At 37.4% G+C, this 11437-nt stretch carries 15 protein-coding genes; 5 read left to right on the top strand and 10 right to left on the bottom strand.

Features of this window, described 5'->3' with window-relative positions:
• Nucleotides 1–11 precede the first annotated feature (11 nt).
• Genes AKA01nite_RS08685 through AKA01nite_RS08675 form a run of 3 tightly spaced genes read right to left on the bottom strand, consistent with a single transcriptional unit; the run spans nt 12 to nt 2199 of the window.
• Nucleotides 12–1361 carry a glucose-6-phosphate isomerase gene (locus tag AKA01nite_RS08685; RefSeq protein WP_146924930.1) on the bottom strand — a complete coding sequence of 450 codons (1350 nt, stop codon included), beginning with the start codon at nt 1359–1361 and terminating at the stop codon, nt 12–14.
• Between the two features lie 27 nt (nt 1362–1388).
• Nucleotides 1389–1781, bottom strand: a complete 393-nt coding sequence (locus AKA01nite_RS08680; RefSeq protein ID WP_246117017.1) for a hypothetical protein — start codon at nt 1779–1781, stop codon at nt 1389–1391.
• A gap of 40 nt (nt 1782–1821) precedes the next feature.
• A complete protein-coding gene (locus AKA01nite_RS08675) occupies nt 1822–2199 on the bottom strand; it encodes a CvfD/Ygs/GSP13 family RNA-binding post-transcriptional regulator (protein WP_146924929.1) in 378 nt (125 codons plus the stop codon).
• Nucleotides 2200–2355: 156 nt separating this feature from the next.
• On the opposite strand from AKA01nite_RS08675, the gene AKA01nite_RS08670 reads away from it, so the two are divergent.
• Nucleotides 2356–3531: a MalY/PatB family protein gene (locus tag AKA01nite_RS08670; RefSeq protein WP_146924928.1), complete on the top strand. Its 1176-nt coding sequence runs from the start codon at nt 2356–2358 to the stop codon at nt 3529–3531.
• Between the two features lie 44 nt (nt 3532–3575).
• On the opposite strand, the gene AKA01nite_RS08665 is transcribed toward AKA01nite_RS08670, so the two are convergent.
• Entirely contained in the window at nt 3576–4430 is an 855-nt protein-coding gene (locus AKA01nite_RS08665) for an ROK family protein (RefSeq protein WP_186805152.1), read from the bottom strand.
• A 30-nt stretch (nt 4431–4460) separates the two neighbouring features.
• Nucleotides 4461–5054, bottom strand: a complete 594-nt coding sequence (locus AKA01nite_RS08660; RefSeq protein ID WP_146924927.1) for a peptidylprolyl isomerase — start codon at nt 5052–5054, stop codon at nt 4461–4463.
• Nucleotides 5055–5211: 157 nt separating this feature from the next.
• On the opposite strand from AKA01nite_RS08660, the gene AKA01nite_RS08655 reads away from it, so the two are divergent.
• The 3 genes from AKA01nite_RS08655 to AKA01nite_RS08645 are packed head-to-tail and all read left to right on the top strand — an operon-like array spanning nt 5212 to nt 7262.
• Entirely contained in the window at nt 5212–5694 is a 483-nt protein-coding gene (locus AKA01nite_RS08655) for a divergent PAP2 family protein (protein WP_146924926.1), read from the top strand.
• A gap of 37 nt (nt 5695–5731) precedes the next feature.
• Nucleotides 5732–6733, top strand: a complete 1002-nt coding sequence (locus AKA01nite_RS08650; protein WP_146924925.1) for an NAD(P)/FAD-dependent oxidoreductase — start codon at nt 5732–5734, stop codon at nt 6731–6733.
• A gap of 19 nt (nt 6734–6752) precedes the next feature.
• Nucleotides 6753–7262, top strand: a complete 510-nt coding sequence (locus AKA01nite_RS08645) for a phosphatidylglycerophosphatase A family protein (protein WP_146924924.1) — start codon at nt 6753–6755, stop codon at nt 7260–7262.
• Between the two features lie 124 nt (nt 7263–7386).
• Here the strand turns inward: AKA01nite_RS08645 and AKA01nite_RS08640 are convergent, their stop codons facing one another.
• Genes AKA01nite_RS08640 through AKA01nite_RS08630 form a run of 3 tightly spaced genes read right to left on the bottom strand, consistent with a single transcriptional unit; the run spans nt 7387 to nt 9467 of the window.
• Nucleotides 7387–8013 (bottom strand): TIGR01906 family membrane protein, encoded by a 627-nt coding sequence (locus tag AKA01nite_RS08640; protein ID WP_146924923.1) that lies wholly within the window; start codon nt 8011–8013, stop codon nt 7387–7389.
• A gap of 4 nt (nt 8014–8017) precedes the next feature.
• A complete protein-coding gene (nucF, locus tag AKA01nite_RS08635) occupies nt 8018–8788 on the bottom strand; it encodes a 5' nucleotidase NucF (protein ID WP_146924922.1) in 771 nt (256 codons plus the stop codon).
• 10 nt (nt 8789–8798) lie between these two features.
• Complete coding sequence (locus tag AKA01nite_RS08630) at nt 8799–9467, bottom strand: YutD family protein (protein WP_146924921.1); 669 nt, start codon at nt 9465–9467, stop codon at nt 8799–8801.
• A 211-nt stretch (nt 9468–9678) separates the two neighbouring features.
• Here AKA01nite_RS08630 and AKA01nite_RS08625 point away from each other — a divergent pair, with 211 nt between their 5' ends.
• Nucleotides 9679–10275 (top strand): ribonuclease H1 domain-containing protein, encoded by a 597-nt coding sequence (locus AKA01nite_RS08625; RefSeq protein WP_146924920.1) that lies wholly within the window; start codon nt 9679–9681, stop codon nt 10273–10275.
• 54 nt (nt 10276–10329) lie between these two features.
• On the opposite strand, the gene AKA01nite_RS08620 is transcribed toward AKA01nite_RS08625, so the two are convergent.
• Together AKA01nite_RS08620 and AKA01nite_RS08615 are read right to left on the bottom strand one after the other, a co-directional pair.
• Entirely contained in the window at nt 10330–11136 is an 807-nt protein-coding gene (locus tag AKA01nite_RS08620; protein WP_146924919.1) for an aldo/keto reductase family protein, read from the bottom strand.
• A 71-nt stretch (nt 11137–11207) separates the two neighbouring features.
• Nucleotides 11208–11429, bottom strand: coding sequence for a YdbC family protein (locus AKA01nite_RS08615; protein ID WP_146924931.1), 222 nt, complete (start codon nt 11427–11429; stop codon nt 11208–11210).
• Nucleotides 11430–11437: the final 8 nt, after the last annotated feature.

Raw genomic sequence — 11437 nt, 5'->3', positions numbered from 1 at the left:
ATCAGTGTGTTTTATAGTCGTTTGTTTAATTCTTTTGCCAAATCTTCGAACCCTGGTTTACCCAGTAGAGCAAACATATTCTTCTTGTATGCTTCTACTCCAGGTTGGTCAAACGGATTGACACTATTCAAGTAACCGGAAATGGCAACCGCGATTTCGAAAAAGTAAAAAAGATAACCCAGCGTGTACGCCGATGTGTCTGGAATAGTCAATACAAAGTTAGGCACATCTCCATCTGTATGGGCTAAAACAGTTCCTTCAAATGCTTTTGTATTGACAAAGTCTATTTCTTTACCTTCAAGGTAACCTAACCCGTCCAAATCTTCCTGTTCTTTGGGAACAGTCAGAGTTTTTCTTGGTTTATCTACTTTAATCACTGTTTCAAATAAGTTTCTTCTGCCATCTTGTATATATTGCCCTAATGAGTGAAGGTCAGTCGAAAAGTTAGCACTGGAAGGATATAAGCCTTTCTGATCTTTACCTTCCGACTCTCCGAACAACTGTTTCCACCATTCAGAAAAATACTGCAGGTTAGGCTCATAATTGATGAGCAACTCTGTAACTTTTCCTTTTCTATAGAGAATATTTCTTAAAGCAGCATACTGATAAGCGCTATTCTCTGATATTTCTTCAGAAGAAAAGTCCTGACGTGCCTGATTAGCGCCTTCCATAAGCTCATCAATATCGCCACCACCTACAGCAATAGGTAATAATCCAACAGCTGTTAAGACAGAAAAACGTCCACCTACATCATCGGGAATGACAAAAGTTTCATAACCTTCAGAATCAGCTAAAGATTTTAACGCACCTTTTTCTTTATCTGTTGTGGCAAAAATACGAGATTTAGCTTCTTCTTCACCGTATTTTTCCTTAAGAAGGTTTTTAAAGACTCTAAAAGCCAGTGCAGGTTCTGTCGTTGTTCCAGATTTAGAAATAATATTCACTGAAAAGTCTTTATCGCCGATCACTTCGATCAAGTCTGACAAGTAAGTGGAGCTGATATTGTTCCCTGCAAAAAACACTTGAGGCGTTTCACGCTTATCCTTACTCAACTGGTTGTAGAAAGTATGGTTCAGAAAATCTAAAGCTGCCTTGGCGCCCAGATATGAGCCACCGATCCCAATAACGATAAGGATTTCTGAATTGGCTTTAATTTTTTCTGCAGCTTTTTTGATGCGGTCAAATTCTTCTTTATCATAATTTTCAGGTAAATCCACCCAGCCTAGATAGTCATTCCCAGGCCCTGTTTTTTCACGCAGCAACTCATGTGCAGCACTTACTTGAGACTGCATATAATCCACTTCTTCTTTACTGATAAATTGATCGATTACTTTTGAATCGTCAAATGTAATGTATGTCATAATTTTTCTCCTCCAATAGTTAATATTTTATATAAATAAAAATTGTGGGACGCCAGATATCTTCCAATCTTCAAGGGTCGATACGATATTTTCTGAATGCACCCATGACAGATCATTATCGTCTATCAAAAGATGTTCAGGTGCTTCAAGATAGTCGTCTTCGTAAATAAAAACGAATAAAGGGATACGGTCATCATCGACAATCGCGTTGGTCAATTCATTTAGTTCGAGTTTCTCAATGTCTATATCGACGATTTCTTTTACCCTGTTTATCACACAAGCCAAGCCTGTCTTTTCCGGTTCAACAACTGACGCCGGAAACGAGTAGCCATCTTCTTCTTCTTTAACTAAAAAAACATAACGACCGTCTTTATCTTTAACTAAAATAGTACTGGCTACATAATGGTTTTCCTTGATCACTATTATTTACACCCTTCTATGACTAAATTTTAAAGATTCTTTATTTACCTTTGTCTTCAATTTCTTTGAGAGCTCGATCTATCCAGACAGGCAGTATTTTATCGATCGACTGAAACCCCACACCAGTCTTTCGTCCGTATCTGGAGATGTTTTTTCTATTTGAGAAAGGATGGTATTTGGCTTTCTGAAGGCTCCTCAACGATAAACTGATTTTAGAAGAGTACTCGTCTATATCCATTATCATGACGTCGATTTCGTCACCTTTGGAAACAACTTCAGAAATATCCTTTATATACCCATGTTTTAATTCGGATATATGGATAAGCCCTTGTGTATCGCCATCAATTGATACGAAAGCGCCATATGGCTGGATACCTGTAACTGTCCCTTTTACCTTTTGACCAATTTTGTAGACCATGAACTCACCTCATAACTTTCATGGTATTTTTCAAATTATCATAGATTAGTATAGCATGAATTGTCTGTTTTTGAAAATCATCTTGCTGTTTTACCCTTGATATAATGTGGGATTTAATTGATACTTATTGTAAGACATATTACGAGGAGAGATTAGATGGATTTCAATGAGCAAATTGACCGCAGACAGACAGATAGCATTAAATGGGACACTGCGGAGACTGTTTTTGATACGAAAGATATTTTACCTATGTGGATAGCCGATATGGACTTCGCTAGTCCGCAGCCGATAAAAGAAGCTCTAAAAAAAGTTATCGAAGAAGAAATATTAGGTTACAGTTATCCGGGGGATTCTTTATTAAATGCTATTAGAAACTGGCAGAAGGATAAACATAATATGCTGATTGAAAAAGATCATATTCTCCTCTCACCTGGTGTTCTATCTTCTATTGCAGTAACTATAGCGGCTTTGACTGAACCCGGTGACAGTGTTTTGATCCACGATCCTGTATATCCCCCATTCTACGCCATGCCTGAAAAAAATAACCGGCAGATATACCGAAGTCCACTGATTATTTCAGATGGTCGTTATGAAATGGATTTTGATAATATAGAACAGCAATTCAAAGAAAAAAATATCAAACTTTTCATTTTAAGTCAGCCGCATAACCCCGGAGGTAGAATATGGTCTAAAGAGGAACTCGTTCGATTAACTGACTTATGTATACACTACGGTGTCACTCTGATCAGCGATGAAATACATAGTGACCTAGTCTACTCTGGAAACACTTGCATCTCTCCAGTAACGATAGATGAAACCTATAAGGACTGGATCGTTACACTCCATTCTGCAACAAAGACATTCAACATTGCCGGTGTAAAAGCTTCTTTCATGATAGTATTTAATAAGAAGTTGAGGGATCAAATCGTAAAAGTTCAAGAAGAAACAGAACTTGGGATCGTTAATACATTTGGTATGAGAGCCACAGAAGCTGCTTTTTCTGATTCAAGAGAATGGCACGAAGCTCTTCTTTTAAAATTAGAAGCAAATCGTGATATAGTTACTGCATACTTTGATGAAAATCTCCCGTCCATTTCTTATATGAAACCCGAATCCACATATCTTTTCTGGTTCAATGCGTCGCAACTGGGTGTAGAACATGATGTTTTAAGAAAAACATTTGCCAAAATTGGGAAGATCGGATTAAATGATGGCATAAGCTATGGACCGAGTGGCGGGGCGTATATGCGTCTTAATTTCGCAGTTCCTGAATCTTTACTTATGGAAGGTCTCGACCGGATCAAACTCGTTTTTGATCATTTCAATAAATAACTAAGTTAAAAAGCACTTCCCGTAATCGAGAAATGCTTTTTATTTTATGATTGATCCTTCGCCAGAAGTAGTGATCCTACTATTCCAGCGTTGTCTGCTAACTCAGGCGGAACGATATAATCCTTCAAAGGCGGCGTTTTAACATAATCATTAAGCAACTCTGAGAATTTATCTCTTATTAGAGGGAATAACTGTTTCTGATGCATGACGCCTCCGCCTAATATTATTCTTTCAGGACTTAATGTCAGCGTGTAAGTCATCAAAGCCTGAGCAAGATAATAGGCTTCCATTTCCCACACCTCATCATTGTCAGCAAGGGCTTCTGCCTTTTTATTGTACCGTTTTTCTATAGCCGGTCCAGAGGCAAGTCCTTCTAAACAACTATCGTGATAAGGACATACTCCCTTAAACGTCTCTTTTGGATGTGGTTTTACCAATATATGTCCCATCTCTGGATGTCCATACCCCTCAAGTGGTGAACCGTTGATCACTGCTCCTCCACCAATACCTGTTCCGACTGTAAGGTATAAACATGAGTTTTTCTCGAAGGCTGCGCCTTTCTTCAACTCTCCATAAGCTGCTGCATTGACATCAGTCGTCCATGCGACAGGAATCTTGTATCTGTCTTTCAACTGACCTAAAAAGTCGATGTTCTGCCATCCAGCTTTTGGTGTAGATGTGATATAACCATAAGTTTCAGATGCTTCATTAACATCTATAGGGCCAAAAGAACCGACCCCCATGGCTTTAAGTTCATATTTATCAAAAAATGCAAAAACCTTCCCTAGCGTTTCATCAGGAGCAGTTGTAGGGATAGATATCTTTTCCAATTGCTCAAGGTTTTCGTCGCTTACTGCTAATACGAATTTTGTCCCGCCTGCTTCGATTGCTCCTATCATAATATGCCTCTTTTCCACTTTCGATTTTAATTATTTACCTTCTATAATCGATACTGTTTCAATAACGATTGCTTCGTTTGGCTTATCCATAGCATTTCTTTCTACGTTCTGAATACTGTCAGCAACGTCATATCCTTCGATCAACTGTCCAAAAACTGTATGTTTTTGATCCAACCAAGGTGTCCCGCCTTTTTCTTTATAGGCTTCTATGATAGGTTCCGGAAATCCAGCATCTTCTAATTGTCCGACCATTTGTTCAGGGATATCTGACATAGTCACAATAAAAAACTGACTTGAATTTGTATTGGGACCCGCATTTGCCATCGATAGGGCACCGTTCAAATTAAAGAGTTTGGGACTGAATTCATCTTCAAAGTTTCCACCAAAGAAACTTTCTCCTCCCATACCACTTCCGGTGGGGTCACCACCTTGAATCATGAAATTAGGAATGACACGGTGAAAAATAACTCCGTCATAATATCCTTTTTTGGCAAGTCCAACAAAATTTTCAACTGTCTTCGGTGCATGTTCTGGAAATAAACGAACGGCCATGTCTCCTTTATTTGTTTTAATAACCGCTTTCAAACCAGTAGTGTTGTTATTTAACTGTGGAAATTCATTCATATTTATTATTCCTCCTACGTGAGATATGTCCTTAGTTTACCCTAGTTCATCTGTTTTTCCAATAAGTTTTACTCCTTTAAACATTTTTATGAATTTTTTCCGTTGTTCATGTTATTATTAAAAGGTACTCACATTTTTTCGAAAAGGACGTTTTAATATGCAACTATTGGAAAATTTCCCTCTAATTGCTGCTCTGTCAGCGATTATTTTGTCACAAATCATTAAAATACCTGTTGCTTATTTTTTAAGGCGTCCATCGACGATCGCCTTGGCTATCTCGACGGGTGGCATGCCCAGCTCTCATTCTGCAGGGGTAACTGCTCTTATAACAAGTTTACTTATCGAATACGGCGTTCAGTCACCATTTGTTGCCATCGCTTTTACTTTTGGTATTATTGTTATTTTTGATTCTATGGGAGTCAGACGTCAGAGCGGCGAACATGGTATTATTATAAACGAATTGATTAGAGACTTTGATGATCTTAGAAAAGCTTTTTCCAAGTACCATCACGAAGAAGTTTTAAAGGAAGATGATGAAGAACTGAGATCACGAGGCTTTCTAGGTCATAAACCTATTGAGGTCTTTTTCGGAATCATCTCAGGAATAATCATCGCTCTTATTATCAGTCTTTTTTATTGAACAACACTCAGCACTAGTGTATACGGAGGGTTTATGTTTGATTGAAGAAAAAGAAATATATGATATTACTATCGTAGGTGGCGGTCCTGTGGGAATGTTTGCTGCATTTTACGCAGGGATGCGAAATGCAAAAACCAAAATCATTGAGTCTTTGCCTGTTTTAGGCGGCCAGGTTTCGTTATTGTATCCAGAAAAAACACTCTATGATGTCGGTGGTTATGCAGGGGTGACCGGCAATGAGCTTATTGCCCAACTTACTAGCCAAATGCAGCATTTCGATCAGACAGTCTGTCTTGAAGAAGAAGTGAAAATGATCGAAAAGCTGGACACTCATCTTTTTAAACTCAGTACTTCCAAAGGCATACATTATTCAAAAACCATTGTTGTTGCCACTGGACAAGGGGCTTTTAAGCCCAGGAAGCTGACGCTTGCTGATGCAGATTATTATGAAGAAACGAATCTTCATTATATAGTAAAAGAAATCGAGCAATACAGAGATAAGACAGTTGTCATCTGTGGCGGGGGTGACACTGCAGTTGACTGGGCACTCACATTGGAGTCAGTGGCTGAAAAAGTTTACCTCGTTCATAGACGCGAAAAATTCAGAGCCCATGAAGGGTCAGTCGCAGCATTGAATAGATCATCTGTCAAAATGCTCACCCCTTATGTTCCTCATGAAATGATCGGTAACAATGATAAACTGGACAGTGTAATCTTTAAGGAAACAAAAGGCAGCACCACAAAAAAAATCGATTTAGATTATTTTATTGTCAATTACGGTTTTGTTTCCAAATTGGGCCCCGTCAAGGATTGGGGAGTAGCGTTAGACCGATCAGATATTGTAGTGAATAGTAAAATGGAAACATCGATTGATGGCATTTATGCCGTAGGAGACAGCATTACATTTGATGGAAAAATCAAATTGATAGCAACAGGTTTTGGGGAAGCCCCCACTGCTGTCAATCATGCCATACACTCTATCTATCCAAAAAAGCATACACAACCTATACAAAGTACAACATTATCATTTAAAGAATAATACTAAGGAGGAATTTTTCATGGTACAACCAGACTCAAAATTACACGAAGTAGCATTAGAAAAACTCAACGATAGAGGTGTGGAGTTAAATGAAATTGCTGAGCTCGTCTACGATCTGCAATCTCCCTATTTAGCTGAGCTTACATTCGAGCGATGTCTTGATAGTGTTGAAGCCGTTATCAGAAAGAGAGAAGTCCAAAATGCCATTTTGACTGGTATCGAATTGGATGTGCTAACTGAGGAAGGTAAACTTTCAAGTCCGCTTCAGGAAATCATTGAGGAAGATGAGAGTCTATACGGCATCGATGAGATCCTTGCTTTGTCTATCGTGAATGTATACGGATCTATTGGGTTTACCAATTATGGCTTTTTAGATAAAACTAAGCCAAAATTGATTAAACGACTCGATGATCACACACGTTCCAACAAAACTCATACTTTCCTGGATGATATAGTAGGGGCTATTGCCGCTGCAGCTGCCAGCCGTTTAGCACATGATAATCCCGGGATTTCTGAAATAATGCAATAAGATAAAAACACATAAAAGAGACGAATGACTTGAATCATTCGCCTCTTTTTTATTATTAGTCGACTTTATAAAAAAGTAATAACAGAGTCAATATAGACAAACCTTGCCAATACTTTTTATCTCATTATTTAAATGCATTTCTTTTACTGTACTGATACATAAGGATAAAAATGATTTCTATCAGGAAAAAGAACAGTAAGAAGGTATACATGAAAAATTCTTGAGGCAAAGCCAGGATAATCGGATCAGTAACTGGATTAAACAGCCAGTCATCATTATTGAAGAAAATTTCATGGAAGAGTACAAACATTCTGTCAAAGCTCACAGCTAAAAACATCAAGAGGATCGGTGGGATTAATGCCGCTATGAAGAAAGGTTTCTGCAGCAACCAAATTCGTCTGCTTTTTTTCAGTGTTTTGAAATAAAGATAGCTTCCTGCAGCAGAAATGATCAATATGAAATAATTTAGATAAAAGAGAATTTTTACTTCAAAAAAATGAAACAGTCCACTCTCTGAACTTACAAAATCAGGAAAGTTCAATTCTGTGATCCATGGAAAGTGTAGATACTGCAATAGAACATAATAATTTGCCATCAAGTCTTCCATGGACATGTTCAACTTTTCCGGTATTCCTAATGAGGATGCAGTGTAAGAGTACAGCGGAGTAAAGAGTATGACAAAAGAAATGCTCGCAGTGATGATAAATAAAAATAAACTCGTTGTACCTAGAAACTTTTTTAGGGTGCCCATGGTATCAATTCTCCCACTCTTTTAAAGTATCGACAATATATGTTGGTTTTATTTTTTCAAGTTCAAGGCTTTCTTTTTTAGTAAAACCAGTTAGAACAAGCAAGGTATCGATGGCAATGTTGATGCCCGCCTTGATATCTGTATTGTAATTATCTCCTACCATTAAAACATCTTTTTTACTTAATCCTATTTTCTCTAACGCAGATACCATCATTATTTTTTCTGGCTTCCCGATGAATATTGGTGGGACATGTGATGCTTTTTCAATGAGCGCTATTACAGATCCTGCTCCAGGGCTCATGCCTTTTTCTGTAGGTATGTTTGAATCCTCATTTGTTGCAATAAAAGTAGCCCCCTGTTGTATTGCTAGACTGGCGACTTCACATTTTTCATAAGTTAATTCTCGATCAAGCCCCACGACCACATGATCGATATCCTTATCCACTAGTTTCATTCCGGCGTTGACCAGGGCTTGTTTCAATCCCTTTTCTCCTACTACAAAAACACGGTCGCCTTCCAGTGACTTCACATAGTCAGCAGTAGCCAAAGCGCTAGTATAAATATTTTCTACCTTTGCTGGAATATGGAATGTTTTTTCTAATCTTTCAGTGATTTCTTCAGGCGTACTTGTTGAATTATTTGTCAAAAAAATATAAGGAATCTTTTTCTTTTTTAATCTTTCGACAAATCCAGGCGCCTCTTTTATTGGTTCTGTTCCTTTATACATTGTTCCATCTAAATCAATAAAATAGCCTTTGTATTCCTTGCTATGCATGGTACAGCTCCTAATTTTTCTTTTTTCTTATCTGAAAACGTGTTTTCCCATCATTGCTTTTCACTGCTTCTACGTCTTCTTTTTTTTGGTTTTTTTCATCTTCTTGATCGCGGTGTTTTTTAGTAAATGAGCGTTTTCTTTTATCCCTGGAAGCACTCTTGCCTTTTTTTTTCATTTGCTTTGATGATTGTGAGGGATTCTTTTTTTTATAAGGTTTCTTTGTACTCCCGGATTTTTTCGACTTGTTGTGTGGCTTACCCTTTTTATTGGAATCGTAAGAGTACTCTGTTCTTTTGTTTTTAGGCACCATATTTTTAAGAACAAAATAAGCACAGCCAAAACTACAATATTCTAAAAGATAATCTTCTAAATATGAAATCTTCATGTCGATAGGGATTTTTTTCATATCATCATTGTAAAAACCTCTTAATCTCAATTTTCCATATGACATATCTCCGACGATATAATCGTATTTTTCTAAAAAATCACTGTACCGCTCTTCCAGCAATTCTAAATCTAATGCTTCTTTATAATTTTTCATTATTTCATAGATATTATTTTTTATGGCAATATGGTCAGAATCAATTTTTTTTACCATTTTATCTTTGGGATTTATGACTGTATCCAATGCGTCAGTAGAAAGTTTTGACTGTTTTGTTTTATTATTATCTTTACTCACGTGTACTCTTCCCTTCAAAGATGCAAGAATTAATGGTGCTTTCTAGTTTCTCATTAACTTTTTTATTAATTTATAATAGTCTTGTCTATTCTAACATATATTTGTATTCCTCAAAAATTAATTTCAATCTGCTTCTTGTTATTTCATGGCATTGACAACAGGGTCATCTTCTTCTAAAGTAATATTTAAATTACTATCTAAAGGAGTCCCTATGTCAAAAAAATACTATGCCGTTAAAAAAGGACGTAAGACAGGTATCTATTCTACCTGGACAGAAGCAAGTAAGCAGGTATCAGGTTTTTCTGGTGCGCAGTTCAAATCCTTTCAGTCAAAAGATGAAGCGGCGGCCTACGTTTCTAATGAACACAATGAAAAATCGAGAACCGAGGATTCCCTCTTGGCATATGTCGATGGTTCTTTTGATAAAAGAAGCAAAACTTACAGCTATGGTGTCGTTTTACTGAAAAACGACACAGTGTTAGAAGAATTAAGTAATTCTGCAAGCGATTCGAAATATGCCGAGAGCTTTCAAATCGCCGGAGAATGTTTTGGTGCGTTGAATGCCATCCGCTGGGCTATAAAAAACGGCTACAAGGAAATCACTATTTACTATGACTATTTAGGGATCGAAATGTGGGCGACCGGACAATGGCGGGCAAATAAAACTGTTTCAAAAGATTACGTTAAATTCTTCCGGTCTTATGCAAGTAAAATAAATGTTTCTTTCGTTAAAGTCAAAGCTCATACCGGTGTCACCTATAATGAACGAGCGGATGAATTGGCCAAGCGTGCCCTCAACCCTAATTAAATCCAATAAAAAAAGCAAGGCTTTCTTTTGTAAAAAGAGCGCCTTGCTTTTTCTTTATAATAGAGTGATCTTTTTCATGTCTTCTTGTGAAAGCGTAAAGTTCAAGCTTTCCAGGTTGTCCTGCTGGTTTTTAGGATTATGAGATTTAGGGATGACAATGACTCCTCTTTGGGTCTGATAACGCAGGAGGACTTGCCCCCATGTTTTATTATAAGATTCTCCGATAGCGCTTAGTTTCTTTTTCTGTTCTTCTGTTGTTTTCATCGGTCCCCAAGCTTGTGGTCTAATATTACGCTTCAGCATATATCTGATCAAATCATTGTTCCATTCTGTCGGATTAGACTTTACCTGATTAACAGCCGGTTTGATCGTCGCAAACTTATCGAGTTTCAGCAGATGCTCTTCAGTAAAGTTGGATACCCCGATTGTTCTTATTTTCCCTTTACCGACAAACTCTTCCATCACTTCCCAAGTGGCTTTTAATCTTTCTTCATCATCTATCGGCTTATGGATCAAGTATAAATCGATATAATCTGTTTGAAGATTGACTAGACTCTGGTTTAAGGTCTGCCTTACAGTTTCTTTGTCTCTAGTATATTCTTCTTGGGGCGGGATTTTTGTAGTAAGGTGAAATTCTTCCCGTTTGACACCACTGTCTCTCACGGTTTTTCCGACTCCTGCTTCATTTCTATAGGAAATAGCAGTGTCAATAAGGCGGTAGCCCATCTCTATAGCAGACTCCAAAGCGCTATAGTCACCATTCAATTTCCCGTTATAGTCATTATTCTCTTTTCCATAAGTATTCGTTCCAGTGCCTAAGCAGGGGATTTTTATGCCGTTATTCAAACTGACGTAGTCCATGTCTTCTCTCCTTTTAAAATATTTTATCAATGTGAATCATAATAAACAATATTCTTAACTTATAAGCCTTTTTAGATATCCATCTCAGCGAGGATTTTTTTCAGCTGGGACAGTTCTGCATTTGTAAAGGTCAATCCTTTACTCATTTTTGTATGATCTGGACTCCATTCTCTGATATCAAACTTTGCCGGCCGATCATTCCAGCTTACCAGATTGAGCTCCTTCTTCCACCCTTTTGGTGATTCAGAAAGTACAGCAAGATGTTCAACAACTTCGTATGAAATTTTATCCATTGAATAAA

Origin of the sequence: Alkalibacterium kapii, from assembly GCF_007988865.1 — a bacterium.
Classification (GTDB): Bacteria; Bacillota; Bacilli; order Lactobacillales; family Carnobacteriaceae_A; genus Alkalibacterium; species Alkalibacterium kapii.
Note: the sequence above shows the minus strand (reverse complement) of the source record. Positions and strands in the feature narration are given on the sequence as shown.

Coding starts and splice junctions, on each gene's coding strand:
- AKA01nite_RS08620 (WP_146924919.1), bottom strand. CDS start 11,136: ATGGACTACGTCAGTTTGAATAACGGCATAAAAATCCCCTGCTTAGGC.
- AKA01nite_RS08685 (WP_146924930.1), bottom strand. CDS start 1,361: ATGACATACATTACATTTGACGATTCAAAAGTAATCGATCAATTTATC.
- AKA01nite_RS08615 (WP_146924931.1), bottom strand. CDS start 11,429: ATGGATAAAATTTCATACGAAGTTGTTGAACATCTTGCTGTACTTTCT.
- AKA01nite_RS08645 (WP_146924924.1), top strand. CDS start 6,753: ATGGTACAACCAGACTCAAAATTACACGAAGTAGCATTAGAAAAACTC.
- AKA01nite_RS08640 (WP_146924923.1), bottom strand. CDS start 8,013: ATGGGCACCCTAAAAAAGTTTCTAGGTACAACGAGTTTATTTTTATTT.
- nucF (WP_146924922.1), bottom strand. CDS start 8,788: ATGCATAGCAAGGAATACAAAGGCTATTTTATTGATTTAGATGGAACA.
- AKA01nite_RS08675 (WP_146924929.1), bottom strand. CDS start 2,199: ATGGTCTACAAAATTGGTCAAAAGGTAAAAGGGACAGTTACAGGTATC.
- AKA01nite_RS08665 (WP_186805152.1), bottom strand. CDS start 4,430: ATGATAGGAGCAATCGAAGCAGGCGGGACAAAATTCGTATTAGCAGTA.
- AKA01nite_RS08670 (WP_146924928.1), top strand. CDS start 2,356: ATGGATTTCAATGAGCAAATTGACCGCAGACAGACAGATAGCATTAAA.
- AKA01nite_RS08625 (WP_146924920.1), top strand. CDS start 9,679: ATGTCAAAAAAATACTATGCCGTTAAAAAAGGACGTAAGACAGGTATC.
- AKA01nite_RS08655 (WP_146924926.1), top strand. CDS start 5,212: ATGCAACTATTGGAAAATTTCCCTCTAATTGCTGCTCTGTCAGCGATT.
- AKA01nite_RS08660 (WP_146924927.1), bottom strand. CDS start 5,054: ATGAATGAATTTCCACAGTTAAATAACAACACTACTGGTTTGAAAGCG.